Raw genomic sequence first — 24,166 nt, forward strand, 5'->3', positions numbered from 1 at the left:
GGAGCGGGTGGCCACGAGTCTTCAGAAACGGAATTCGCCCGCGTTGACGCCCTCGACGAACGCATCCCATTCGGCCTTCGTGAAGGTCAGGGCGGCGGCTTCGGGGTTCTTCGAGTCGCGGATCAGGTAGCTGTCGTCGACTTTTGCGACCTCGACGCAGGTCGACGTGCCGCAGCGGCTGCTCTTACGCCATGCGGGCGCGTTGATGTTCTCCATCTGGGGACTCTCCACAGGTTTATGCCGTGCCCGACGCTGGGCACGGCTTGCTTTTCTATATGTGCGCCCAGGCCGAGCGGTTCTGGTTGCCGTTTTCCAGGGCTTGCCGAAGGAATCGGATCGTGTCGTCTTCGTCTGCGGCTTCGTGCTGGACCCGGTCGAAGTGCGCGCGTCGTGTCGCGCCGGCTCCGTGGTCCGCGTGCGGTGCAATGCCGGGTGACCAGCCCGTCTCGATGACGACCGGAAGGTAGGTGAGGCCGGCTCGTGCCCGGGTATCCGGGAGGACGAGTCGTGCCTGTCGCCGCGCGACAGTGGGTGAGACACCCTCAGCCATGGGACCTTCATCGTTGAAGTAGTCGAACCGAGCGGTGGAGCTAGTCACTTTGCTACCTCGCTGACTGCTGCGTATCAGGCGGCACTGTGGCAACAAGACCACTGTCAGTCAGCGAGGTCGCGGATATCCTAGTACTGTCCTATCAGAACGAGACGTCCCAGGTGGGGTTTTGGTTCGAATCCCCCTTGTCACCCATTAGGAAAATGCCAGGTCGGCTGGTCAGGCGGCGGCCAGGCCGTAACCCCACGGGGTACGCCGGCCGTCCTCCATGGCGCGGCGCAGCGCCCGGCCCACCTGGTTGAAGACCCGGACGTCACTCGAGGAGTACAGCACCACAGCGGTGCCGTGATATTGCGCGTGCAGCTCCCAGCGCCGGGGCTGGCGCCAGAAGAACGCGAGGATCGGGCCGATGATCGCGAGGAAGCCGAACACATACAGTGTCGGGTTCGCCAGCAGGGTCCACGCGGCGGCGACCGCCAGAAGCGTTCCGGCGGCGAGGTGCGGGGCATAGGGCCGGGTCCGCGCCGGGGCCTGGACCAGCCCGACGTGACGCAGGTCCGCGACGGTGAAGCTCAACGACTCCGGCGAGGTGTGCCAGGTGAAGAAGGCCTCGGTGATCTCAGCATCCGACCCACGGTAGTAGGTCCGCGTACCGCGTGTGCTCATGGCGCACTCCTTCTCGCGTTACCTTGCGAGGTAGAGACGGTCGAGGCCACCATTGGCGCAAGAGACGAATCCCCGCCTCGCTCGTGCACTTGAACAGTCGCGATGGGAACGTCGCACAAGGACGAAAGCGCGGTAGAGGTGACAACGGCACCCGTTTGCCGCCGGGTGCCGTTGTTTTGTCTCTCCCTCCACTCCGCCCTTGTTGCTCTACGCTCAGTGAAGCACGCCACGTTTCCCTTCGCCACAGCGCAAACTGCCATGTTGCAGATTACGGGGAAGCGGGCGGCGGACCGGGCGTGTGGCGCCCGGCATGCGCGAGGACGGTTTCATAGCCATATCGACCGGGTAGGCCAACCGTGGAAAGCCGCAACGAACCTGTATTTCCGCAGGTAGGGGAGGGCGAACCGGATGGAGAGCCGACTAAGGATAGCGGGGCAGGCGGTGCAGCCGGTCCTGGTGATGTTCCCGCTCGGCCTGTTCGCGATGGCCGTTTTGTTTGACATTGCCGATTTGCTCGGCGGGCCTACCATCTTGGGCGCCCTGGCCTACTGGAACATCGTGGCCGGCCTGGTCGTCGGGGTGCCCGCGATGCTGGCCGGTGCGATCGAGGTGATGCTGCTGCGCCGCCCGCAGGCCCGGCGGCTGGGTGCGCTCCGCACTCTGATCAACATGGGCGTCCTGGTGGCGTTCGCGGTGATCCTGATGGTCCGGATCCGGGCGGCCGACCGGGTGGCCGGCGGCGGCCTGTTCCTGGTCGAGCTGCTCGCCCTGGGCCTGGCCGGTTTCGGTGCCTGGTTCGCCGGTGAGCTGGCCAACGGCCGGGCCCCGGCTTTCGCCCGGGCGGCGGCCGGTCCGCGTAACTACTGAAGTTTTTCCAGCTTACGGATCTGGTCGTCGATGAAGGCGAGGGTCGCCGCCTCGTCGGCGGCCTCGTCCCAGATCTTGTCGAACCGGGCGCGGTGCTTGCCGGTGGTCTCCCGGTCCTCGTTCATCTCGTCACCGAGCCCGGTCTCCCGGTAGAGAACCTCGCCCTCGCCCAGCGTGAGCAGGTCGAACATGGCGTTGTTGGTGACCGCCGCGTCCAGCGTGAACGGCACCATCCGGATGGTGATGACGTTGTCCGCGGCAAGCTGGCGGAGCTCGCGCAGCTGATCGGCGAAGACCGCCGGACCACCGATGGTGCGTCGCAACACCGACTCGTCGAGCATCACCAGGATCCGCACCTCACCGGCCGACGCCCGGCCGAGCAGGGCGTCCCGGCGCAACTGGCGGGCCGCGATCCGGCGCTGCCGCTGGTCCTCGGTGAGCTCGTCCTCGTACCGGGTCATCAGCGCCACCGCGTACTGCGGGGTCTGCAGGGGACCGGGAACGAAGTAGACCGAGTACGACCGCATCTGGGCCGCCTCGTTCTCGTACTCGATCAGCTTCCGGGTGGCGTCGGTCAGGTTCTCCCGGAACTCGGGGGTCTGGTACCACGCCTGCCGCTGGCGTTTCCGCGCGATCCGCGCATCCGCGACCAGGTTGGCGATCGTCTCCTTATCCCTGATGCGGAGGAAGGTCAGCAGCGGCCGCAGGTCGTTCGGCGAGATCGAGACGTCGCCGTTCTCGATGCGGATCACTTTGCTGAGCGACCACTCCATCTCCTCGGCGACCTGGAGTTGTGTCAGATCGGCGTGTTCTCGCGCCTCACGAATCGCGAGCCGGACACGCCGGCGCGCGACGGTGGGTGAATCGCCCTCAGGCATGGATCCTTCATCAGGTCGTGGTCCGTCCCGGCGGCGGGCGCCGCCGAGAGCCGTTCTTATTACTGTCCTATCAGAACAGCGATGGCAACCGCAGAGTAGGCATGGCCGCACTCTCAGTGTGGCGCCCGGCGATCGCGACCGCCCAGCCGGGCGCAACGCCGCGACCGCAACGCCCCGACGGTGAAGTGGCCTCACAAGGAAGCGGCACCCGGTTGCCGCCGGGTGCCGAACTGCTCCCTGCTACGCATCCGCCCGCGTAGCTCTGGAAATCCAGTCAAGCACGCCATCCGGCTGCTCGCCACCAGACAGAGTGCCATGCTGCAGGTTGCTTGGCGGCTTTTCACCGCCAAGCACCCGAACTGACCGATATTCGAATCATTCGCAGCCGGCACGATCGCGGCACCCGCCCAGGTCCGCGCTGCTTCGGCGCCACCGCTTTCCGGTACGCCGATCGGCGCCGCCAGGTGCGCGGAGCCGCCGTCCCGCCGAACGGCCGACCGCCCCTCGGTGATCAGTGAACGGGCAGCTCGGGGCCGGGATCGAGGAGGTCGGCGAGGAGGTCGCCGTGGGTGTCGGCGCGGTGCAGGGCCTCGGCGGCGGTGAACTGACGGGCCTCGGTGTCACCGGTCGCCATGGCCTCGGTTTCCGCCCAGGTCAGTGGAGTCGACGCGGTGGGTGAGGCGCCGGCGCGCAGGGAGTACGGGGTGACTGTCGTCTTGGCGGCGTTGTTCTGACTCCAGTCGATGAAAATTTTGCCGGGGCGCAGCTGTCTGGCCATCTTGGCGGTGATCGAGGCGGGGACGAGTCTGGCGAGTTCCTCGGCGACGCGTCTGGCGTAACCGGAGACCACGTCGGCGGTCTGGGTGCCGGAGATCGGGCAGCACAGCTGCATGCCCTTCTTGCCGGAGGTCTTCGGGTACGCGGTGATCCCGTCCTCGGCCAGCCGGTCGCGCATCAGCACCGCCACCGCACAGCACTCCCGCAGCCCGGCCGGCGCGCCCGGATCCAGGTCGACCACGAGCAGATCCGGGTCGGCGCCGATCCGCCACTGCGGGGTGTGCAGCTCGATCGCGGCGAGGTTGGCCAGCCAGACCAGGGTGGGCAGCTCGTCGACGACGACGTACTCGATGGTCTCCCGGCTCTTGGTGGAGCCCGGTGCCGGCAACGTCTCCAGGCGCACCCAGGACGGCGTACCGGCGGGTTTGTTCTTCTCGAAGAAGTGGGCGCCCTCGACGCCGTTGGGGTAGCGGATCCGGGTCACCGGGCGGTCGCGCAGGTGCGGCAGCAGGAGCGGGGCGATCCGGGTGTAGTAGTCGATCACCTCGCCCTTGGTGAAGCCGGCCGCCGGGAACATCGGTTTGTCCAGGTTGGACAGCTCCAGGTCGCGACCCTCCAGCCGCACCACGAAACGGTCAGGCATCGTCGGAACACTCCGCGGGTCTCTTGTCGTCACGCAACCGGAGAAAGCGCGGGAACCGGAGGCGACGGTCGGGCGTCTGGTTGCCGTAACGGATCTCGGCGACCAGCTCCGGGCGTACCCACATCGCTCCTTTGGCATCCGCGCGGGGCACCGCTCCGGAAGCGAACGGCGAATCCGGGGTGGCGAGCGGCGTCAGCCGCGCCAGCAGCTCCTTCTCGGCGACGGCGCCGATCCCACCGCCCACCCGACCGCGGAAGGCCAGGCCGTCCGGGGTCGGCACGCCGATCAGCAGGCCGCCCAGCTTGCGGGCGCCGGGTCGCCAGCCGCCGATCACGTAGTCACCGGTCCGGTCGAACTTGACCTTTATCCAGTCGGGGGAGCGCTGGCCGGGCAGGTAGACCGAGTCGGAGCGCTTGGCCAGCACGCCCTCGAGGTGGTTCTCCCGCGCGGCGGCCTCGGTGGCCGGACCGTCGCCGAACGACGGCGGCACCATCCAGCGCGGCCCGGCCAGATCCAGCTCCTCCAGGCGCTCGCGGCGGGCGAGATAGGGCAGCCCGGTGTAGTCCATGCCGTCGAGATAGAGCAGGTCGAAGATCAGATAGGTGGCCGGCAGGGTGGCGGCGAGCCGGGCCGCCCGGTTGGGGTCGCGGACGTGCATCCGCTCGGCGAGGGCGGTGAACGAGGGGCGCCCGGCCGCGTCGAAGCAGACCATCTCGCCGTCCAGCAGGGTGCCCTCGGGCAGGTGCAGCTCGGCGATCTCCGGGTAGGCGGCGGTCACCACGGCGCCGGAGCGGGCGAACAGGTCCGGCGGCCCGCCGCTGAACAGCGCGAGAACCCGGACTCCGTCCCACTTGAATTCGTAGCTCCAGTCCGCGCCCACGGGAAGCCGGCCCGCGGTCGCGAGCATCGGGGACAGCGGTGATCCCGGCACCCGATCACCATAGGCAAAAGCATTCACCTTACGCAGGCGTCCCAGTAATGACATTCTGATCAGGTGCCGTGACGGGGGTTGGGAGACGATCATGCGAGCGATCTGGAAAGGCGCGGTCTCGTTCGGTCTGGTGTCGATCGCGGTCAAGCTGTACTCGGCGACCGAGGAGAAGGACATCCGCTTCCACCAGGTCCATCGCACCGACGGGGGGCGGATCAAGTACCAGCGCACCTGCTCCGTGGACGGCGAGGCGGTGAGCTATGACGACATCGCCAAGGGATACGACATCGGCGGCGGGGAAATGGTGATCTTGACGGATGAGGACTTCGCCGATCTTCCGTTGAGCACCTCGCGCGCCATTGACGTGCTGGAATTCGTGCCGGCCGAGCAGATCGACCCGATCCTGTTCGCCAAGGCGTATTACTTGGAGCCGGAGGGGCAGGCGGCGAAACCGTACGTGCTGCTGCGGGACGCGCTGCGGGACGCCGACCGGGTGGCCATCGTGAAGATCGCCATCCGGCAGCGGGAGCAGCTGGCCACCCTGCGCGTCCGGGACGACGTGCTGGTGCTGAACACCATGCTCTGGCCGGACGAGGTGCGCGCGCCGGAGTTCGGGTTCCTGGACGACGACATCGAGACCCGGCCGGCCGAGCTCGCCATGGCCAGCTCGCTGATCGACTCGATGGCCGGGGACTTCCAGCCGGACGACTTCAGCGACAACTACCGGGCGGCGCTGCAGGAGGTCATCGACGCCAAGGTGGAGGGCCGCGAGGTGGTGCAGCCGGAGGAGGCGGAGGAGGCGGCGCCGGCCGCTGTCGACCTGATGGCGGCACTGAAGGCCTCGGTGGAGCGGGCCAAGAAGGCGCGTGGCGAGGCGGACTCGGAAAACTCCGAAAAATCGGCCAAGAAGGCCGTGAAGAAAGCCACTCCCGCGAAAAAAGCCGCGAAAAGTACGCCGGCCGCCAAGAAGGCCACCGCGCCGCGGAAATCCACCACTGCGGCGAAGGCCACCAAGAAGAGCGCGTAGTTAGGCTTCACGGGTGGCATTGACGTGGGCTGAGTCTTACCTGGGCAAGGTGCGCGCGAGCATCGGCGACACCGACACGATCTTCTTCGTCGGTGCGCGCACCGTGCTGCTCGACGAGCAGAACCGGCTGCTGCTGATCCAGCGCTCGGACAATCACCGGTGGGCCATCCCGGCCGGTGCGATGGAGCTGGGCGAGAGCATGGAGGAGTGCGCGGTCCGGGAGCTGTGGGAGGAGACCGGGCTGCGGGCCACCTCGCTGACGCCGTACGCGTTCTACACGGCGTACACCTACACCAACGACTACGGGCACACGTACCAGCAGGTGCTGATGACCTTCGTGGTGCACAGCTGGGAGGGCGAGCTGCTCCGCGAGACCGAGGAGAGCGTGGACGCCGGCTTCTTCCCGCTCGACGCGCTGCCCGGGCCGAAATCGTTCGTGATCGACGAGGCGCTCGCCGACCTCGACGAGTTCCGCAGGAGCGGCCGGCTGGTCATGAAGTAGCGAACATATGGCGTAAATCGCGGTGCGGGAGAACGCTGCCCCCGGCAGGATGGCCCCTCGTGACCGACCGCAAACGCCGGCTGAGCGTGGATCTGACCCCGTTACGCACCTCCCGGGACTTCCGGCTCGTCTTCGTCAGTGGCGCGGTGACCAGTTTCGGGTCGTTCATCAGTTACGTCACCATTCCGTACCAGGTGGCGAAGCTGACCGACGACCCGCTCATGGTGGGCCTGATCGGGGTCTGCGAGCTGGCCCCAATTCTGATCATGGCGTTCGTCGGGGGCGCGCTCGCCGACTACCTGGACCGCCGGCTGCTGGTCCGGGGCAGCGAGGCGGCGCTCGCGGTGATCTGCGGCCTGCTGCTGATCAACGCACTCTCCGCCGAGCCGCATCTGTGGGTGCTCTACGTCTGCGCGTTCCTCACCGCCGCGGTGGCCGGTCTGCAACAACCGGCAATGGGCGCGATGCTGCCCCGGCTGGTGCGATCCGAGGAACTGCCGGCCGCGATGGCCCTGCAGTCGCTCAGCCGGCAGTTCTCCCAGCTGATCGGCCCCTCGCTGGCCGGCATCCTGATCGCCACCCTGGACCTGGCCTGGGTCTACACCTTCGACCTGCTCACCTTCGCGGTCTCGCTGGTCTGCCTGACCCTGGTCAAGGCGGTGCCGCCGCCCCCGGCCGCCGACCGGCCGTCGCTGCGCAGCGTGGTCACCGGCCTGAAGTACGCCAAGTCCCGCCCCGAGCTGCTCGGCACCTATCTGGTCGACATCAACGCGATGTTCTTCGGCATGCCGTCCGCGCTCTACCCGTTCCTGGCCGACCGGCTCGGCGGCCCGCAGGTGCTCGGCCTGCTCTACGCCGCTCCGGCGGTCGGCTCGCTGGTCGCCACTGTCGGCTCCGGCTGGACCCAGCGGGTGCACCGGCACGGCCTCATGGTGATCATCGCGGCCGCGCTCTGGGGGGTGGGGATCGTCGGGGTCGGGCTCTCCGACATGCTCTGGCTGACGCTGTTCTCCCTGGCCTTCGCCGGTGCCGCGGACATGGTCTCCGGGCTGTTCCGCATGATCATTTGGAACCAGACGATCCCCGATCATCTGCGCGGGCGGCTGGCCGGGATCGAGATGCTGTCGTACACCACCGGGCCGCTGCTCGGGCAGCTCCGGTCCGGGTTGATGGCCCGGACGACGCTCGGGGTCGGCGGGTCGATCTGGGTGGGCGGGGCGCTGTGCGTGGCGGGCAGCCTGGTGCTGGCGGCGGCGCTGCCGAAGTTCGTCGGGTACGACGGGGAGCATGGGGTCGCGCTGAAGGAGGCGGCCGACGCGGAGTGGGCGGCGTCGGCGGAGGCCCGCGCCGCGGCGGCGGGCTGAGCCTGCTGTTGCGGGGCGGCCCAGTCGGCTGGGCGTGTTGTTTCGGGGCAGCTCAGCCGGCTCGAAGCCGGCGACCCGGTGGGGCGTCACTTTCCGGTCCGGTCCGGAGTTCCGGCTGGGCGGATGATCATGGAAGGCGCTACCTTGCGCCGCAAGGTACTCTGTCGTGCATGGCAGAGGCATCACCGTTGGCCTCCGGTCTCCGTCGCGGGACATTGGAGTTCTGCGTGCTCGCGATGGTGGAGTTCGAGGACCGGTATGGGACCGAGATCGTGCGCCGGCTCGGCGAAGAGCGGACTCTCGCCGCGACCGAGGGCACGATCTATCCGCTGCTGTCCCGGCTGCGCCGGGGCGGCATGCTGGACAGCAAATGGGCCGAGTCACCCAGCGGCCCGCCCCGCCGCTACTACAGCCTCACCCCGACCGGGCGGGACGCGTTGTCGGCGTTCCGCACCGAGTGGGTGTCGTTCCGTCAGACCGTCGACCGTCTCGTGGGAACCGGTGAGATCGCATGAACCCCAACCAGACCGACGTGGTCGGTGAATATCTGCACGAGGTGGACCTGCGCCTGAGCGGCCTGCCGCTGCTGCAGCGCCGGGAGCTGCTGGCCGACCTCGCCGCGCACATCGAGACCGAGCGGACCGACCGCAACGTGCGCAGCGAGAGCGAGCTGATCGAGATCCTGGAGCGGCTGGGCAGCCCGGAGGTGGTCGCCGCCGCGGCCTACGAGGAGGCCGGCACCGCCCGCGAGGGTGCCGCCGGCCCGGCTCCGTTCGCCGCGCCGGCACCGCCCCCGTTCACCGCGCCGGCACCGCCGTCCAGCGGGCAGACGCCGCCCCTGCAGCCGTCGCCGCTCGCCCGGGCCGGGCAGTCCGGCAAGTGGATCTTCGCGATCCTGGCGGTGGTGGGCGTGGTGATCGTGCTCTGCCTCGGCTCCGTTCTGGTGATGTCCCGGAGCGCCGGCGACGGGCCGCCCGAGCCCGCGGTGACGGCGCCCCCGGCCCCGATCGCGCCGACGGCAAGCTTCTAGTCGACCTGCGGCAACGGCGGGCCGAGCACGTCGTCCGCGTCCACGATGGTGTACGCGTACCCCTGCTCGGCCAGGAAGCGCTGCCGGTGCGCGGCGTACTCGGTGTCGATGGTGTCCCGGGAGACGACGGTGTAGAAGTGCGCCTGCCGCCCGTCGCCCTTGGGCCGCAGCACCCGCCCGAGCCGCTGCGCCTCCTCCTGCCGGGAGCCGAACGTGCCGGAGACCTGGATCGCCACCGCCGCCTCGGGCAGGTCGATGGAGAAGTTGCCGACCTTGGAGAGCACCAGGGTGCGCAGCTCGCCGGAGCGGAACGCGTCGAACAGCCGCTCCCGCTCCTTGTTCGTGGTCGAGCCCTCGACGATCGGGGCGTCCAGGTACTCGCCGAGCGTGTGCAACTGGTCCAGGAAACCGCCGATCACCAGCACCTGCTCGTCCGGGTGCCGGTCGATCAGCGCCTTGACCACCGGCAGTTTGGTACGCGCGGTGGCGGCCACCTTGTAGCGCTCCTCGGAGTCGGTCACCGCGTACGTCATCCGCTCCGCCTCGGTCAGCGTCACCCGCACCTCGACGCACTCCGCGGGGGCGATCCAGCCCTGTGCCTCGATGTCCTTCCACGGCGCGTCGTAGCGTTTCGGGCCGATCAGCGAGAACACGTCGCCCTCCCGGCCGTCCTCCCGGACCAGCGTCGCGGTCAGCCCGAGCCGGCGGCGGGCCTGCAGGTCGGCGGTGAACCGGAAGATCGGCGCGGGCAGCAGGTGCACCTCGTCGTAGATGACCAGCCCCCAGTCCCGCGCGCCGAACAGGTCCAGGTGGGTGAAGGTGCCGCCGCGCCGCGACGTGAGCACCTGGTACGTCGCGATGGTGACCGGCCGGATCTCCTTGCGCTCGCCGCTGTACTCGCCGATCTCCTCCTCGGTCAGCGAGGTACGCGCGATCAGCTCCCGTTTCCACTGCCGGCCGGCGACCGTGTTGGTCACCAGGATCAGGGTGGTCGCCTTGGCCGTCGCCATCGCTGCCGCACCGACCAGCGTCTTGCCGGCGCCGCACGGCAGCACCACCACGCCGGAGCCGCCGGCCCAGAAGCCGTCCACCGCCTCCTGCTGGTAGGACCGCAGCGTCCAGCCGTCCTCGGCGAGATCGATGGAGTGCGCCTCGCCGTCCACGTAACCGGCCAGGTCCTCGGCCGGCCAGCCCAGCTTGAGCAGCGCCTGCTTGAGCCGGCCGCGCTCGGAGCCGTGCACCGCGATGGTCTCGTCGTCGAGCCGGGCGCCGAGCATCCCGGCCAGCTTCTTCGATTTCGACACCTCGAGCAGCACGATCTTGTCGAGGCCGCGCAGGACCAGGCCGTGCACCGGGTCGTTGAGCAGCTGCAGGCGGCCGTAGCGGTCCATCGTCTCGGCGACGTCGACCAGCAGCGCGTGCGGCACCGGGTACCGCGAGAACTTGATCAGCGCGTCGACGACGCTCTCCGCGTCGTGCCCGGCGGCCCGCGAGTTCCACAGGCCGAGCGGGGTCAGCCGGTAGGTGTGCACGTGCTCGGGCGAGCGCTCCAGCTCGGCGAACGGGGCGATGGCCATCCGGCAGGCCTGGGCATCCGGATGATCCACTTCGAGGAGCAGGGTCTTGTCGGACTGAACGATCAGTGGTCCGCCGTTCACGCACAACCTCCGGTCAAAAGGCGACCCTCCAGTCTGCCACGGAAATCGTGTGCAACGTTCCGGCGGCCTCGCGCGTGTGTACCTGTGCCGGGTCGTGCCGCAACGGGGGCGTGCACGACCCGGCAGAACATTCACTCCTCGGTGACCGCCGCGGTGATCCGGTGCAGGGCGAACGTGTGCAGGCTCTCCCCGCGCTCATCCTCGGCACGCAGGTAGCCGGCGCTCAGCGAGACCGGCCGGACCAGCCGCGACAGCGTGGCGCCATGCGAGTCGACGTAACCGACCCAGACCTTGGCCCGGTCCCGGACCGCCTGCTGCAGCACCGCCATCGCCTGGGTGTGCTGCTGCACCGCGGTCAGACCGGGCACCGCCTGCCCCTGCGCCGCGCGCACGGTGACCGGTGCCCGCCGGGCCGCCCGGGTCGCGATGTCGCCGCGCCGCAGCTGCTCCACCACCCCGGCCAGCCGTGGCCCGGCCAGCGACGGCGGGCCGGCCGGTTCCATGACCCGCGGGGTGCGGCTCGGCGCGCGCCGGGCTTTCGGCCTGGTCAGCACGGTCGCGCCACCGGAGTCCTCGGCGACCGGGGCATACCCGGCCTCGCGCAGCGCGCCCAGCAGCCGGGCCACCGGGCGCGGGCTGACCAGCACTGTCGGCGCGATCCGGCGCAGATCGAGACCGGTCACCCGCTTGTCGGCGAGCACCTCGACGATCAGCGCCTCGTCGTCGCTGCGCAGGTAGGAGCCGGCCGAACCGCTGCGCAGCCCGCCATGCTTGCGGGCCGCGTCGTCGATCAGGTAGGTGAGCGTCTGCGGCACCGGCGTCCGGGACCGCCGGCGGAACAGGGTGTGCAGGTCGGCCGCGGTGTACCCGACGTCGAGGGCACGCCGCACGCTGGCCGGGGTGACCCGGAAGACGCTGGCCCCGCCGGCCGACTCCGGCTCGGCGACCACGTCCAGCTCGCCGGCCAGCTCCGGCTCCGGCGGTCCCGGCACCACCACGGTCAGGTCCGCCTGGACCAGGACGTGGTCGACCGGTGCGGGCAGCAGGTGGTCCAGGGCGCGGACCGCGTCCGCGGGAGCCTCCTCCGGGTGCAGGCCGAGCGGATCGCTGTCGGTCGCCTCGGCGTCGGTGAGCAGAAGCCTCGCGTACGACGTGAGCGCCCCGAGCCCGGTGATCCCGAGCAACGCGGCCCCGGAGTACCCGTCCCGGTGCCCGAGCTCGCGCCCGCGTGCCCGGCGGGGCGCCTGCCAGGCCAGCAGCGCCAGCAGATCGTCGACAGCGGGGGCCGATCCCGGCTCCAGCTCGGCGAGGGCGTCCAGCGCCTCTCGCCGGGCCTGCGGCGCACCGGCCCGCTCCGCGTCCGGGGCCAGCGCGTTGATCGGCCGGTCCCGCTCGTCGCGCCGGCCGACCAGGCCGGGCTGGCGGGTCATGCTCAGCCAGGCGTGGGCCAGGGTGATCCAGCGGTGCGCCATCCCGGCCGCCCGCCACAGGTCGTACGTCCCGGTGGGCAGGAAGATGTCCTGGACCGCGCCGGGCGCCCGGTGCACCGGGGTCTCCGTCTCGCCGAGCAGGCCGGCCGCGTGCGCCACCTCGATCAGCAGGGCCGCGCCCGCCTCGTCCACGCCGGCCGCCCGGGCCAGCCGTTTCAGGTCGCGTACGCCCAGCCCGCCGGTCTTGAGCACCGGGGCCGGCTCGGCCGCGAGCGCCTCCAGCACCGCCTCGGTGGCGCGCACCGCCTCCATGGTCTGCCCGGCGCCGGCCGAGTCCACGGCTTTCGGGTCGCGCGCGGGCGCCTCGGGCAGCGGCGGGAACGGGCGCAGCGCGCCCAGCGGTCCGGTGTCCCGGCGCAGCAGCAGGCCCACCTCGCGGGGCAGCTCGACCAGGTCGCCGTCGGCGCGCGGGGCGCGGCCGGCCTCCGAGATCGGTACCAGGATGTGCTGGTCGACCAGCCAGCGGATCGACTCGGCGACCTCGCTGCCGCGCCCGGCGTCACCGCCGCGGGTGTCGCCGTTGCGCAGCTCGCCTCCACGGCTGAGCGTGCCGACCGGCGGGCCGGCGGCGAGCCGGTCCAGCACCGCGCGGGCGCCCGGCGGCGCGGCCAGCACGGTGCGGCGCAGCTTGGCCCGGTCGGCGACCAGCGCCGCCGCGTGCGGGTCCAGGTAATCCGCCGGGCGACCCAGCCCGGCCGGGTACGGCGAGGTCACCTCGTCCACCGCGGCGACCACCTGGAGCGCCTCCAGCGGGCCGTGCAGCAGGAACCGGACCCGGAGACGGTCGACAGCCACCCGGACGTCGTCCTCGGCCACCCCGGTGGCCAGGTCGAGGATGGCCGGCACCGAGGTGAGGGCGGTGTCAGCCGCCCGGGTGACCCGGGCGGCGTCGAGAATCGTCAGGGTGAACTCGTCCAGCCCGTCCAGGCAGCGGGCGACCGAGCCGCGCGACTGCGCGCGCACGGCCAGCGCCGAGATGTCGGCGGGCACCGGAACGACCAGGTCGGGGCGCAGCTGGAGGAGCGCGCCCAGCGCCTCGTCGGGCAGCGACCGGAGTTGATCCGCAAATGTGGTGGCCATCGTCTTCAACGCTAACGTTCATGGGACGATGGTGACGGGTCCGGGCGTGGCCGGACCTCGATCAGAGGAGGACCGAACGTGGCGTCAAAGGCCAAGAAGCAGGAGAGCCCGGCTCTGAAGGGCCACCTCCAGGTTTCCGAGCTGGTCTCTGACCGGGCCGCCGCCCCGTCGCCGTTCGGCGACGACCAGACCTTCCCGCTGCCGCTGGACAAGCTCCGCAGCCTGCCGGAGTCGATGACCCACTGAGGGTCTCGTCCGCGACCAGCCGTGCGTGGCGGCACCGTTTCCGGGGGGAAGTTTGATCTCGACCGTCGCGAACCACCCTTCATGATCCCGGCGGTCGGTTTCGACCTGGACATGACCTTGATCGACTCCCGGCCGGGTATCCGGGAGGCGTACCGGGCGCTCACCGCCAGGACCGGCGTCTTCGTCGACGCCGACCTGGCGGTCTCCCGGCTCGGCCCGCCGTTGCGGGACGAGTTGCGCCACTGGTTCCCGGCGGAGGACGTCGAGGAGATGGTGACCACCTACCGGGCGCTCTACCCGGACTACGCGATCGCCCCGTCGGTGCCGACCGCCGGGGCCGTCGAGGCGCTCGCCGCGGTCCGCGCGGCCGGGCTCCGGGTCGTCGTGGTCACCTCGAAACTGGGCCGGCTGGCGCGCCTGCACCTGGACCACCTGGGGATGCGGGCCGACGAGCTGGCCGGTGACCTGTTCGCCGAGGGCAAGGCGTCCGCGCTGGTGGAGCACGGCGTGCGGTGGTACGTGGGCGACCACCGGGCGGACATGGTGGCCGCCCGGACGGCCGGGGTGCCGGGGATCGGCGTGGTCACCGGGCCCTGCTCCGCCGACGAGCTGTGGGACGCCGGAGCTTCGTACGTGTTGTCCGATCTGACCGGCTTTCCGGCTCTGCTGAGTGAGATTGCAGTTGGGTCCGGGCCGTCGGCTGGATAGGCTCCCCGTGAGCAGTTGTGTCCATTGAGTGAAGTTGAGGTCAGCGGTGCCCACGGGTCGAGTGAAGTGGTACGACGCGACGAAGGGATTCGGATTCGTCACCAGTGATGAGGGCGGCGACGTGTTCCTGCCCAAGGGTGCGCTGCCGGCGGGGGTCACCGACCTGAAAACGGGACAGCGGATCGAGTTCGGCGTGGTGGACAGCCGCAAGGGCGCCCAGGCGCTCGGTGTGAAGCTGCTGGACGCTCCGCCGTCGCTGGCGCTCCGCGACGCCGAGGCGCGCCGCCGCCCGGCCGAGGAGACGGCCAGCATGATCGAGGACATGATCAAGGTCCTGGAGAACACCGTGCAGCCGACGTTGCAGCGTGGCCGTTACCCGGACAAGAAGAGTTCGCAGAAGATCGCGCAGCTGCTGCACGCGATCGCCGGCGAGTTCGAGCTGTGAGCCGGTCGGCCGTCAGCTTCTCGCCGCGCTGAAAGCCGGCACAGCAGGTGTCAGGCCCGCCGCCGCCGCACGCCCGAGCAGGGCGTCGGCGGCGGCGAGTCCGTCTTCGCCCAGGTCCAGGGTGAACTCGTTGACGTAGAGCTCGATGTGCTGGCGCACCACCGCCGGCTCCATCTCCTGCGCGTTGGCCAGGATGAACTCCTGGCTGGCGGCCGGGTCGAGCCAGCCCTTGCGCAGCGACTCGCGGATCCAACCGGTGGCCTCGGCCGGGTCGACGGTGCCCTTGCGCGCCAGGATCGCGCCGAGCGGGATCGGCAGGCCGGTGTCGGCCTCCCACCACTCGCCCAGGTCGGCCAGGGCGGTCAGGCCGTACCGCTGGTAGGTGAAGCGGGCCTCGTGGATGACCAGGCCGGCGTCGAACGTCCCGGCCGCCACCCCGGGCATGATCTGGTGGAACGGCACCACCTCGATTTTCGCCGGCGGGTGCTCGGCCGACCAGAGGCGCATCAACAGGTACGCGGTGGTGCGGTCACCGGGCACCGCCACTGTCGCGCCGGTCAGGTCGGTGCGCTGGTCCCGGGTCAGCACCAGCGGCCCGCAGCCCCGGCCCAGGGCGCCCCCGCAGGGCAGCAGCTCATAGCTGTCGAGCAGCCAGGGCAGCGCCGCGTAACTCACCTTGACCAGGTCGAAGTCGCCCCGCTCGGCGGCCGTGTTGGTCACGTCGACGTCCGCGAAGGTCAGGTCGACGGCGGGCGCGCCGGGGACCTGCCCGTGGATCAGGGCGTGGAAGACGAACGTGTCGTTGGGGCATGGGGAGACCGCGAGGGAGAGCGCCACGGGATCCACGCTAGCGCTGGTCAGGACGACGTGAGTGACGGGTGCCCGGTCAGGTGCGCCACAGTGCTCGATGCCGTACCGAAAATGTCTGCCGGGCCTCTGGTCCGGCGGGCCTGGCCTTCCTAGACTTCCGCCTTGTCGGATCATTTGATCCACCAAGGGAGGCCGGTATGACGGTGACCACCGCACCGGTCCGTCGCACCTGGATGGTCGCCTACGCGCTGGCCATGATCGGGGTGGCGGCCGGCTGGTTCGGGCCGATCCAGATCCTGCTTCCGGAACAGGCCGCCCGGCTGGCCGGCGAGGGTGGCAAGGAGTCGCTGCTGGCGCTGGTGACAGCTGTCGGCGCGGCCGCCTCCCTGGTGGCGAACCCGCTCTGGGGCGCGCTCTCCGACCGGATGCGGTCCCGGCGGCCGATCTTCCTGATCGGCACCGGGCTCGGCGTCGCCGGGCTGCTGGTGCTGGCCCTCGCCGACGCCCGCGGTCCGATGATCGCCGGGTGGGTGCTGGTCCAGGTCGGGTTGAACGGGCCGCTCGCCGCGCTGGCCGCGATGATCGGCGACCGGGTGCCGGAACGGCAGCGGGGGACGGTGGGCGCGCTGTTCGGCGTCGCACAGATCATCGGCGTGGTGCTCGGGACCGCGCTCGCCGTCGCGGCCGGGCAGGGCGCGCCGGGCTACCTCGCGGTGGCCGTGGCGGTGCCCGCCCTCGCGGCGGCCCTGCTGCTGATCAGCCGGGAACCCGTGCGGCTGCCCGAGCGGGACCGGATCAGGTGGGCCGTGGTCCTGCGGCCGGGCGGCCAGTTCGCCTGGGCCTGGCTGATCCGCTTCCTGCTCAACCTGGTCAACGCGCTGGTCCTGGTCTACCTCTTCTACTACCTGTCGGACCGGGTCGGCGTCACCGGCGCGGCGACCTGGGTGCTGGTGCTCACCGTGGTGAACGTGCTGTTCGCGGGCATCGCCGGGTTCGCCGGCGGGGTGCTGTCCGACCGCTGGGAGCGCCGCAAGATCTTCGTCGGGGTGGCCGCGGTGATCCTCGCCGCGGGTACCGCACTGCTCGCCCTGTTCCCCGTGGTGGCCGTGGCGATCGTGGCGTCGGTGCTGGTCGGAGTCGGCTGGGGAGCGTATGTCGCTGTCGACATGGCGGTGATCACGCACGTGCTGCCGGACGCCGAGACCCGGGCGACGATGCTCGGCGTCGCCAACATCGCCGGGACCCTGCCGCAGCTGCTCGCCCCGGTGATCGCCGCCCCGATCGTCACCCGGCTCGGCGGCTATCCCGTCCTCTACCTGGTCGCCGCCGCCATCGCGCTGCTCGCCCTCGCCTGCCTGCCCCGGCTCAAGGCGCTGTCCTGAAAGGAACTCCCATGCGATTCCCACCCGGCTTCCGGTTCGGCATGGCGACGTCGGCCTACCAGATCGAGGGCGCCTGGGACGCCGGCGGCAAGGGCCCGAGCATCTGGGACTCCTTCACGGCGCGGCCCGGGACGGTCCGGCACGGCGAGCACGGCCAGGTCGCCATCGATCACTACCACCGGTACGCCGAGGACGTCGGGCACATCGCGGCCGCCGGCGTCTCCGACTACCGGTTCTCCATCTCCTGGCCGCGGGCGCTGGCCGGCCTGGACTTCTACGACCGGCTGGTGGACGAGCTGCTTGCCGCCGGCGTCCGGCCGGTGCCCACGCTCTACCACTGGGACCTCCCGCAGGAGCTGGAGGAGCGCGGCGGCTGGCTGGACCGGGACACCGCGTACCGGCTGGCCGACTACGCCGGCGCGGTGGCGCTGCGGCTCGGCGACCGGGTCCGGGACTGGATCACCATGAACGAGATGAACGTGCAGACCCTGTACGGGTACGCGCTCACCGATCACGCGCCGGGCCGCGGACTCGGACTGGAGGCGCTGCCGGTGGCCCACCACCAGCTGCTCGCGCACGGGTTGGCGGTGCAGGCGCTGCGTGCCCACGGAGCCGCCGCTGTCGGCATCGCCAACCAGCACTTCCCGGTCTACCCGGCCGGCGACGACCCGGCCGACGGGTTCGCCGCCGAGATGTTCCGCACCCTGACCAACTGGACGTTCTCCGACCCGATCCTGCTCGGCGACTACCCGGACGAGATGATCCGGGCCGGCGTGGGCACGGCGGGCGCGCAGCTGGATCGGGACCTCGCGCTGATCGCGGCGCCGCTCGACTTCTACGGGGTCAACTTCTACGAGCCGACGGCGATCGAGGCGCCCCGGGCCGGGAAGGACTACTCCGGGGTGCTGGAGGTCGACATCCCCGACGGGATGCCGTTCTCGCCGGTGCCGGTGAAGAGCGAGGAACGGACCGACTTCGGGTGGGCGATCGTGCCCGGGGCGCTCACCGAGATCCTGGTGGCACTGCGGGACCGGTATCCGGCGTTGCCCCCGATCATCGTCACCGAGAACGGCGCCTCGTTCCACGACGCGCCACCCGGCCCGGACGGCCGGGTGCACGACCCGCGGCGGATCGCCTACCTGGACGCGCACCTGCGGGCGGTCACGGCGGCGATCGAGGCGGGTGTACGGGTGGAGGGGTACTACGTCTGGTCGGCGTTCGACAACTTCGAGTGGGCGGCCGGGTATGACGAGCGGTTCGGGCTGGTCTACGTGGATCGGGAGACGTTGGCGCGTACCCGCAAGGACTCGTGGTACTGGTACCGCGACCTGATCGCCTCGTCCCGGTAGCTGTTCCTGTTCCTGTTCGCTATTCGCGCAGCTGGGCGACTCGCTATTCGCGGAGCTGGGCGACGAAGTTGTCGGCGAGGCGGGTCAGGCGCTCCGCCCGGCCCTCCTCCGCCCAGCCGTCCACCAGGCTCAGCAGGCTGCTGCCCTCGACCAGGATGATGAAGTCGTCGATCACCGCCTCGTCGGCCACCCCGGCGCGGAGCTCGTCCCGCTCCCGCGCCTCGCGCAGGCAGGTGCGCAGATGCTCGCGGATCAGCCGGTGCGACTCGCGGCGCGACTCGGCCAGCAGCGGATGCGACAGCGCCGCCCCGGCGAACGCCACGTTCACATGCGCGTCCGCCGCCCGCTCCGCGTCGATCGGCAGCACCGCGTCCAGCGCCGCCCGCAGCGCTGCCAGCCCGAACAGCTCCCCGCCGATCCGGAACGCCCGATCCACGATCCGCTCGTAGACCGCAGCCTGCGCGGCGACCAGGATGTCGTCCTTACCCCCGAGAAAATGCGCCAGCACGCTGAGCGAACAACCCGCCTCATCGGCGATCGCCCGGGTGGTGGTGCCCTCGACACCGCGCGCCCGGACCACCCGCCAGGTGGCCGCGAGAAGCTCCGCCCTGCGCACCTCGTGGTCGACCAGCCTCGGCACACATCCACCCTATGCCGCGCCGCATTCCCCGGCGTTCGGCCCCGCCGCGTCCCCCAACACCCTCCTCGCTGCCGCGATGCCGCTCGTATGGTCCGGCTCCTTTTCCGGTACGACTTGTGGCCGGCGTGGCAGTCGGCTCGCGAGGTCCGCCGCTGGTCCGGACCGCAGTGCGTGTCGTGCGGGTCCGCCCGCGAAGCTCCGGCCCACTCACGACCGCCGCGCGCCCCACGGCCCGGCTGGTCCTCACGGTGGTGTCCGGGCCGTTTTGACCACCGTGGTTGCCAGCCGCTCGGCGTGCCGCGAGGCTGCGGCCGGCTCAGGACCGCAGCGCGCCCCGCGGTCCGGCTGGTCCTCAGGGTGGTGTCCGGGCGGTTTTGACCACCGTGGTTGCCAGCCGCTCGGCGTGCCGCGAGGCTGCGGCCGGCTCGCGGCGCGGTGTGGCTGGTCCTCAGGGTGGTGTCGGGGCGGTTTTTACCACCGTGGGTGCCAGCCGGTGTGGACGTGCTGTCAGGCGGTGGGGCGGGGGGCCGGTTGGGCGGTGGTGAGGTGGCTCAGGCGGCGGGCGATGGGCAGGGTGAGGATGACGCCGGCCACCGGGATGAGGAAGGCGATCCGCAAGCCGATCGGCTCGGACAGCGCGCCGAGCAGCACCGCGCCGAGCAGGGCGCCGCCGTAGTTGAACAGGTTGACCCGGGCGATCACCTCGTCGCTGCTCTCGGCGGCGGCCTCACCGGCGGCCGAGAAGGCCAGCGGGACCAGGATGCCGACGCCGATGCCGGCGACCGCGAAGCCGGCGATCACGGCGCCCACCGAGGGGAGCAGCACCACCAGGGCGCAGCCGATGCCGGACACCGCCAGGGAGCCGAGCGCCATCGGCACCCGGCCGGCGCGCGGCACCACGTGGTCCGCAACCAGGCGGCTGACCAGCACCGTCGCCTGATAGGCGGCGTAGCCGAGCGGCACGATCTCCAGGTGGCCGAACAGCAGACTGGCCTGGCCGGTGGCCGCCTCCGCGGCGTCCAGCAGCTCCTTCAGGTAGACCGAACTCCACGTGCTCACGGCCGAGTCCACCAGGAACGCCGTGAAGATCAGCATGCCGCACACCCAGATCACTCGCCGGACAGCGCGGCCACCGGTCTCGTGCACCACGTGCGAGCGTTCGGTGCGGCCCGGTTCGAACGCGCGCCAGCCGACCGCACCGACGAGCACGGCGAACGCGGCTGCCGTCCCGACCGCGACCGCGGCCCCACCGCCGTTCCCGAGGGAGCCCGACATGAGCAGCGCGGCGGTGATCGCGGCAGCGGTGTAGGCGGCGAACAGGCGGCTCATCACACTGCGCCCGAGTCGGGCCTGGATCAGGACGCCCTGCATGCTGAGGGAGGCGTCGACGGTGCCGAGGCCGATACCGTAGAGCAGCAGGATGGTCACGAAGATCGCGTTCGGGGTGCCGAACGTGGTCCCGGCCAGGCCGGCACCGACCAGGAACAGGCCGCCGGCCAGGGCGTAGCGGCTGCCCCACCGGTTGGCGACCTGGTCGGCGAGCACCGAGCCGCCGGCCGCTGCCACGCAGACCAGCAGCAGGATCGCGGAGACGAAGGCGTCGCTCAGGTCCTGGCGTTCCTTGAACGCGGGCAGGGCGGTGACGACCGCGGCGTACCCGAGGCCCTGAGCGGCATAGCCGGCGCCGATCAGGCGGGCGCGGGCCGCGGCGCTCATGTCGTTCATCGTGCCTCGCTCAGCTTCCGGCGGATCGGTGGCTTCTGGGTGCGGGGTTCGCGGCGCCCTTCAGCGACGAAAGTCACATGCTCGTTCAGCGCAGCATGCCGGGCGCGATCATCAACGGCAACAGATTCCTGTAAAAGAATTCACCTTCTGGTGCTGCGGTCGCGCGGGGAAATCCGTGGTCCAGGGACGCAGCCGGCGAGTCTGGCCAGGCCCGGCATGGTTCTGGCGCCGCGGAGGTGCGGGCGACGAGAGTCGGGTCGGGCACAGTCGGGTTCAGGCTCGGGTGCACAGCTGGCTTAGGCGGCGAGCGTCTGGCTCGGGCACAGCTAGCCCAGAGGGCCAGGGGCGGAGGTGGCGACCGTCTGGCTCGGGTCAGCCCAGGGGCGGAGGTGGCGAGCGGTCAGCCCAGGGGCTCAGGGACGCAAGTGGCGGGAGACCGGCTGGAGCGGATGCGACGGCTCTGGGCTCAGGGGAGGGCGCAGAGGGCGGGCGCGGCAGCTCGGAGGGCGGCGAAGGCGTCGGCCAGGCGCCAGGCGTCGCGATCTCGGGGGCCGATCGGGTTCGAGATGGTGCGGAGTTCGGCGAAGGGCAGGCCGGCGTTGGCGGCGGCGATCGCTACGCCGTAGCCCTCCATGGCCTCGGCTACGGCCTCGGGGAAACGGGCGGCCAGCCGGGCGGTCGTCTCGGCGGTTCCGGTGACCGTGCTCAGCGTGAGGATGTCGCCGACGACGGCGTGAGGTAGGGCCGCACCGAGCGCCTTGAGCAGGGTGGAGTCGGTCGCGAGGACGCTGCTGCCGAAGCCGAGCTCGTCGACCGGGAGGAAGCCGTCCGGGGACTCGGCGCCCAGGTCGGCGGCGATCGTGCGGGTGCCCAGGACGGTCCCACCCACGTCCGCCCGGCCGGGGAAACCGCCCGCGATGCCGACGCTGATCACCGCCCGGTAGTCGCGCTGGGCGAGGAGCCGCGCGGTGCCCGCGGCGGCTGCGGCCGGGCCCACGCCGACAGGCTCGACGAGGAGAGTGGGTTCGAACCCGGCCGACAGGGCGGCGCGCGGGCCGCCGGCCTCAGGGGGCAGGGCGGCGCGCAGGGCGTCGGCTTCGGCGGTCACGGCGGTGACCACCAGGATCGGGTGCTGGGTCACTTGCCCTCGCCGGGGTTGGCCTCGGCCGGGTCGGCGGAGGACGGGCGGTAGACGTGGTAGCCGGGTGGCGCCACGGGGCGGTCGGTGCGTGGGGCCGGGGGATCGGAGCGGACGGTGTCGGGGTGGTCGTCCCGGTCACTGCCGGCTGTCCCGGCGCCGGAAAGCGTGGGCCGGTCCTCGGCGGGGAAGCGCCGGTCCTCGGCCGGGAAGCGCCGGGTGTCGTCCGGGGCCGGATCCTTCGCGGCGGGCTTCTTCTTGCGGCGGCCGGGCCACCAGCCGCGGCCGCGGCGATCGTCGATCAGGGTCGGATCGAGCCCCCGGCCGCCACGGGTGGCGGGGCCATCGGTGCCCTGGGCGTCGCCCGCGGCGGTCCGCCGGGTGTCCGGAGTGCCGGTCCGCCGGGTGGCCGGGCTGGTGGCAGCGGCACTGCCGGAGCCGGTCGCAGCCGAACTGGCGGGGCCGGTGGCTGGTGGAGTGGCGGGGCCGGCCGCAGCCGCGCGTCCGGAGCCGGCGGCGGGGCCCCGGGTGCCGGTGTGTGGCGGGACGCCGGAGTCGCGGGTGCCGGGGTGTGGCGGGACGTCGAAGTCGCGGGTGCCAGGGTGTGGCGGGACGTCGAAGTCGCGGGTGCCGGGGCGCGGGGCGTCCGCCGGGCGGCGTGGTGGCGGCGGATGGTGGCCGGTGCGCTCGGGGACCGTGGGAGCGTCCGGCCACGGGTCGGCGGCCTCGTAGAAGAGGGCGTCGTCGTTGTCGCCGGGGCCTGAGGGCGTACCGGAATCGGGGTCTCCGGCGGAGCCGGCGGGGTTTTCCGGGCGGCCGGAAAGGCGCTCGGTGCGCAGGCGGGCGGCGGACCAAGCGGCGCGGGCGGCGGCCAGGATCGACAGCACGGCGGCCAGCGCGATGCCGAGACGGCCGGTGAGCGGGATCAGGCCGAGGCCGCCACCGGTGACCCAGGCGAGCATCAGCACGGTCTCGGAGTGGGCGAACGCGGTGGCGCGCAGGCGCTCCGGGACCCGCTCCTGGATGCTGGCGTCGACGGCCAGCTTGGCGATCCCGCTGAAGATGGCGGTGAGCAGCGCCAGCAGGGTGATCGTGAGCAGGTTGTAGAAGACGGTGGCGAGGATCGCCACGCCGGCGGTGACCACCAGGCCACTGGACTGCAACGCGAGCGGGCGGCGGATGCGCAGGCCGGTGCCGGCCGCGGTGGACAGGAACGTGCCGAGCGCCAGCGCGCCACCGACCAGGCCGACCGCCGAGCCCTTGCTCAGCGTGAAGCCGAGGACCGAGGTGTCCAGGTCACCGGCCATGATGGCGAAGGTCAGGTAGAGCAGCAGAAAACCGTAGAGCAGGCGCAGGCCGGAGCTGCCGATCAGGGTGGCCAGCACCAGGCGGCCGGAGAGCGGGCGGTCGGAGCCGCGGGTGAGGCCGAGGACGGTGCGCCAGGCGCGCGGCATCGCCTCGGGCGGGTCGGAGTCGGCGCGTGGCGGCAGGCGCAGCGCCACCACCATGCCGATCACGAAGATGACGGTGGCCACCCGCAGCGGCCACTGTGGGCCGAATCTGAAGGCGAGCAGGCCGATCGGGGCGACCACCGCGCCGGCGAACGTGCCGTAGACACTGGCCCGGGCGCCCACCTGGGACAGTCCGACCCCGGCGGGCAGCAGGCGGGGCACCGCGGCCGAGCGGGCCACGCCATAGGCCCGGGACAGCGCCAGCACGCCGAAGGCCGCCGGATAGAGGGCCCAGCCGACCAGGTGGTCGGACATCACGAAGGCCAGGAACGCCCGGCCCAGCATGGTCACCGCCAGCGCCCAGCGCCGGCCGTGCCGGAAGTGGTCGAGCAGCGGGCCGACCACCGGCGCCAGCAGGGCGAACGGCACCATCGTGATCAGCAGGTAGAGCGCCACCTTGCTGCGGGCCTCGCCGAGCGGCACGCTGAAGATGGTCCCGGCCAGGCCGATCGCGATGAGCGCGTCGCCGGCGCAGGAGACCGCGTGCAGGTCGAAGAGCCGGATCATGCCGATCTCGTTGGCCGCGCCGCGGGCCCGCGCGGAGCCGACCCGCCGGGTCGCCCAGGCGCCGGCACCCAGCGAGCCACGCACCACCAGGCGCACGGCTTTGATGCCGGTCCCGACGGTGCGTCCGAGAGTGGGAAGCAGCGCCATGGGAACCATCCTGACCTATCCGGGCGACCAACGGCTCGCCTTGTCCACAGGTATCTGGGGAGTCGTTGCGGCGCGTGGGGTCACGTAGGCAACAA

General features: G+C 71.4%; 22 protein-coding genes and 1 pseudogene. 11 read left to right on the top strand and 12 right to left on the bottom strand.

Annotated elements, in window-relative coordinates; genetic code table 11:
- Positions 1–21: 21 nt before the first annotated feature.
- Both Actob_RS01535 and Actob_RS01540 read right to left on the bottom strand, forming a co-directional pair.
- A complete protein-coding gene (locus tag Actob_RS01535; RefSeq protein WP_284918139.1) occupies positions 22–216 on the bottom strand; it encodes a DUF397 domain-containing protein in 195 nt (64 codons plus the stop codon).
- Positions 217–769: 553 nt separating this feature from the next.
- Complete coding sequence (locus Actob_RS01540) at positions 770–1,216, bottom strand: DUF6232 family protein (RefSeq protein ID WP_284918140.1); 447 nt, start codon at positions 1,214–1,216, stop codon at positions 770–772.
- 408 nt (positions 1,217–1,624) lie between these two features.
- On the opposite strand from Actob_RS01540, the gene Actob_RS01545 reads away from it, so the two are divergent.
- Positions 1,625–2,083, top strand: coding sequence for a DUF2231 domain-containing protein (locus Actob_RS01545; RefSeq protein WP_328518410.1), 459 nt, complete (start codon positions 1,625–1,627; stop codon positions 2,081–2,083).
- On the opposite strand, the gene Actob_RS01550 is transcribed toward Actob_RS01545, so the two are convergent.
- The 3 genes from Actob_RS01550 to ligD (Actob_RS01560) form a co-directional block, all read right to left on the bottom strand.
- Positions 2,077–2,961 carry a helix-turn-helix domain-containing protein gene (locus Actob_RS01550; RefSeq protein WP_284918142.1) on the bottom strand — a complete coding sequence of 295 codons (885 nt, stop codon included), beginning with the start codon at positions 2,959–2,961 and terminating at the stop codon, positions 2,077–2,079. The two genes, Actob_RS01545 and Actob_RS01550, sit on opposite strands and share 7 nt — an antisense overlap.
- A 511-nt stretch (positions 2,962–3,472) precedes the next feature.
- On the bottom strand, positions 3,473–4,381 hold the full coding sequence (ligD, locus tag Actob_RS01555; RefSeq protein WP_284918143.1) for a non-homologous end-joining DNA ligase: 909 nt from the start codon (positions 4,379–4,381) through the stop codon (positions 3,473–3,475).
- Positions 4,374–5,312: a non-homologous end-joining DNA ligase gene (gene ligD, locus Actob_RS01560; RefSeq protein WP_284918144.1), complete on the bottom strand. Its 939-nt coding sequence runs from the start codon at positions 5,310–5,312 to the stop codon at positions 4,374–4,376. The genes ligD (Actob_RS01555) and ligD (Actob_RS01560) overlap by 8 nt, the downstream gene beginning before the upstream one ends.
- Positions 5,313–5,403: 91 nt before the next feature.
- Here ligD (Actob_RS01560) and ku point away from each other — a divergent pair, with 91 nt between their 5' ends.
- The 5 genes from ku (at position 5,404) to Actob_RS01585 (ending at position 9,235) form a co-directional block, all read left to right on the top strand.
- Positions 5,404–6,339, top strand: coding sequence for a non-homologous end joining protein Ku (gene ku, locus Actob_RS01565; RefSeq protein ID WP_284918145.1), 936 nt, complete (start codon positions 5,404–5,406; stop codon positions 6,337–6,339).
- A 13-nt stretch (positions 6,340–6,352) separates the two neighbouring features.
- Positions 6,353–6,841: an NUDIX domain-containing protein gene (locus Actob_RS01570; RefSeq protein ID WP_284918147.1), complete on the top strand. Its 489-nt coding sequence runs from the start codon at positions 6,353–6,355 to the stop codon at positions 6,839–6,841.
- 59 nt (positions 6,842–6,900) lie between these two features.
- The gene (locus Actob_RS01575; protein WP_284918148.1) at positions 6,901–8,205 is read left to right on the top strand and encodes an MFS transporter; all 1,305 of its coding nucleotides are present in this window, start codon (positions 6,901–6,903) and stop codon (positions 8,203–8,205) included.
- Positions 8,206–8,375: 170 nt separating this feature from the next.
- A complete protein-coding gene (locus Actob_RS01580) occupies positions 8,376–8,720 on the top strand; it encodes a PadR family transcriptional regulator (RefSeq protein WP_284918149.1) in 345 nt (114 codons plus the stop codon).
- Positions 8,717–9,235, top strand: a complete 519-nt coding sequence (locus Actob_RS01585; RefSeq protein WP_284918150.1) for an HAAS signaling domain-containing protein — start codon at positions 8,717–8,719, stop codon at positions 9,233–9,235. Before Actob_RS01580 ends, Actob_RS01585 begins: the two co-directional genes overlap by 4 nt.
- Here the strand turns inward: Actob_RS01585 and Actob_RS01590 are convergent.
- Both Actob_RS01590 and Actob_RS01595 read right to left on the bottom strand, forming a co-directional pair.
- Complete coding sequence (locus tag Actob_RS01590) at positions 9,232–10,893, bottom strand: DNA repair helicase XPB (RefSeq protein ID WP_284918152.1); 1,662 nt, start codon at positions 10,891–10,893, stop codon at positions 9,232–9,234. The two genes, Actob_RS01585 and Actob_RS01590, sit on opposite strands and share 4 nt — an antisense overlap.
- A gap of 131 nt (positions 10,894–11,024) precedes the next feature.
- Positions 11,025–13,463: a helicase-associated domain-containing protein gene (locus Actob_RS01595; protein WP_284918153.1), complete on the bottom strand. Its 2,439-nt coding sequence runs from the start codon at positions 13,461–13,463 to the stop codon at positions 11,025–11,027.
- Positions 13,464–13,541: 78 nt separating this feature from the next.
- Here Actob_RS01595 and Actob_RS01600 point away from each other — a divergent pair, with 78 nt between their 5' ends.
- From Actob_RS01600 to Actob_RS01610, 3 genes are all read left to right on the top strand, one after another.
- Positions 13,542–13,709 (top strand): hypothetical protein, encoded by a 168-nt coding sequence (locus tag Actob_RS01600; protein ID WP_229830999.1) that lies wholly within the window; start codon positions 13,542–13,544, stop codon positions 13,707–13,709.
- A gap of 81 nt (positions 13,710–13,790) precedes the next feature.
- Positions 13,791–14,417 (top strand): HAD family hydrolase, encoded by a 627-nt coding sequence (locus Actob_RS01605; protein WP_284918154.1) that lies wholly within the window; start codon positions 13,791–13,793, stop codon positions 14,415–14,417.
- A gap of 46 nt (positions 14,418–14,463) precedes the next feature.
- Complete coding sequence (locus tag Actob_RS01610) at positions 14,464–14,862, top strand: cold-shock protein (protein ID WP_284918155.1); 399 nt, start codon at positions 14,464–14,466, stop codon at positions 14,860–14,862.
- Between the two features lie 12 nt (positions 14,863–14,874).
- Here the strand turns inward: Actob_RS01610 and Actob_RS01615 are convergent, their stop codons facing one another.
- Positions 14,875–15,699, bottom strand: a complete 825-nt coding sequence (locus Actob_RS01615; protein ID WP_284918156.1) for a 1,4-dihydroxy-6-naphthoate synthase — start codon at positions 15,697–15,699, stop codon at positions 14,875–14,877.
- A gap of 170 nt (positions 15,700–15,869) precedes the next feature.
- On the opposite strand from Actob_RS01615, the gene Actob_RS01620 reads away from it, so the two are divergent.
- Both Actob_RS01620 and Actob_RS01625 read left to right on the top strand, forming a co-directional pair.
- Positions 15,870–17,054 (top strand): MFS transporter, encoded by a 1,185-nt coding sequence (locus Actob_RS01620; RefSeq protein WP_284918157.1) that lies wholly within the window; start codon positions 15,870–15,872, stop codon positions 17,052–17,054.
- Positions 17,055–17,065: 11 nt separating this feature from the next.
- Positions 17,066–18,403, top strand: coding sequence for a GH1 family beta-glucosidase (locus Actob_RS01625; RefSeq protein WP_284918158.1), 1,338 nt, complete (start codon positions 17,066–17,068; stop codon positions 18,401–18,403).
- Between the two features lie 43 nt (positions 18,404–18,446).
- Here the strand turns inward: Actob_RS01625 and Actob_RS01630 are convergent, their stop codons facing one another.
- The 4 genes and pseudogenes from Actob_RS01630 to Actob_RS01645 form a co-directional block, all read right to left on the bottom strand.
- The gene (locus Actob_RS01630) at positions 18,447–19,043 is read right to left on the bottom strand and encodes a TetR/AcrR family transcriptional regulator (protein ID WP_284918159.1); all 597 of its coding nucleotides are present in this window, start codon (positions 19,041–19,043) and stop codon (positions 18,447–18,449) included.
- A 507-nt stretch (positions 19,044–19,550) separates the two neighbouring features.
- A complete protein-coding gene (locus tag Actob_RS01635) occupies positions 19,551–20,759 on the bottom strand; it encodes an MFS transporter (protein ID WP_284918160.1) in 1,209 nt (402 codons plus the stop codon).
- A 475-nt stretch (positions 20,760–21,234) separates the two neighbouring features.
- Positions 21,235–21,909 carry a futalosine hydrolase gene (locus Actob_RS01640; RefSeq protein WP_284918162.1) on the bottom strand — a complete coding sequence of 225 codons (675 nt, stop codon included), beginning with the start codon at positions 21,907–21,909 and terminating at the stop codon, positions 21,235–21,237.
- Between the two features lie 656 nt (positions 21,910–22,565).
- Positions 22,566–24,080: pseudogene (locus Actob_RS01645) on the bottom strand (MFS transporter); the annotation flags it as partial.
- Between the last annotated feature and the right edge of the window lie 86 nt (positions 24,081–24,166).

Source organism: Actinoplanes oblitus, assembly GCF_030252345.1.
Classification (GTDB): Bacteria; Actinomycetota; Actinomycetes; order Mycobacteriales; family Micromonosporaceae; genus Actinoplanes; species Actinoplanes oblitus.

Bases quoted from the DNA above. Each gene is read 5' to 3' on its own strand.
- Actob_RS01535 (WP_284918139.1), bottom strand. From the start codon at position 216: ATGGAGAACATCAACGCGCCCGCATGGCGTAAGAGCAGCCGCTGCGGC.
- Actob_RS01540 (WP_284918140.1), bottom strand. From the start codon at position 1,216: ATGAGCACACGCGGTACGCGGACCTACTACCGTGGGTCGGATGCTGAG.
- Actob_RS01545 (WP_328518410.1), top strand. From the start codon at position 1,625: ATGGAGAGCCGACTAAGGATAGCGGGGCAGGCGGTGCAGCCGGTCCTG.
- Actob_RS01550 (WP_284918142.1), bottom strand. From the start codon at position 2,961: ATGCCTGAGGGCGATTCACCCACCGTCGCGCGCCGGCGTGTCCGGCTC.
- ligD (WP_284918143.1), bottom strand. From the start codon at position 4,381: ATGCCTGACCGTTTCGTGGTGCGGCTGGAGGGTCGCGACCTGGAGCTG.
- ku (WP_284918145.1), top strand. From the start codon at position 5,404: ATGCGAGCGATCTGGAAAGGCGCGGTCTCGTTCGGTCTGGTGTCGATC.
- Actob_RS01580 (WP_284918149.1), top strand. From the start codon at position 8,376: ATGGCAGAGGCATCACCGTTGGCCTCCGGTCTCCGTCGCGGGACATTG.
- Actob_RS01585 (WP_284918150.1), top strand. From the start codon at position 8,717: ATGAACCCCAACCAGACCGACGTGGTCGGTGAATATCTGCACGAGGTG.
- Actob_RS01595 (WP_284918153.1), bottom strand. From the start codon at position 13,463: ATGGCCACCACATTTGCGGATCAACTCCGGTCGCTGCCCGACGAGGCG.
- Actob_RS01605 (WP_284918154.1), top strand. From the start codon at position 13,791: ATGATCCCGGCGGTCGGTTTCGACCTGGACATGACCTTGATCGACTCC.
- Actob_RS01620 (WP_284918157.1), top strand. From the start codon at position 15,870: ATGACGGTGACCACCGCACCGGTCCGTCGCACCTGGATGGTCGCCTAC.
- Actob_RS01625 (WP_284918158.1), top strand. From the start codon at position 17,066: ATGCGATTCCCACCCGGCTTCCGGTTCGGCATGGCGACGTCGGCCTAC.
- Actob_RS01635 (WP_284918160.1), bottom strand. From the start codon at position 20,759: ATGAGCGCCGCGGCCCGCGCCCGCCTGATCGGCGCCGGCTATGCCGCT.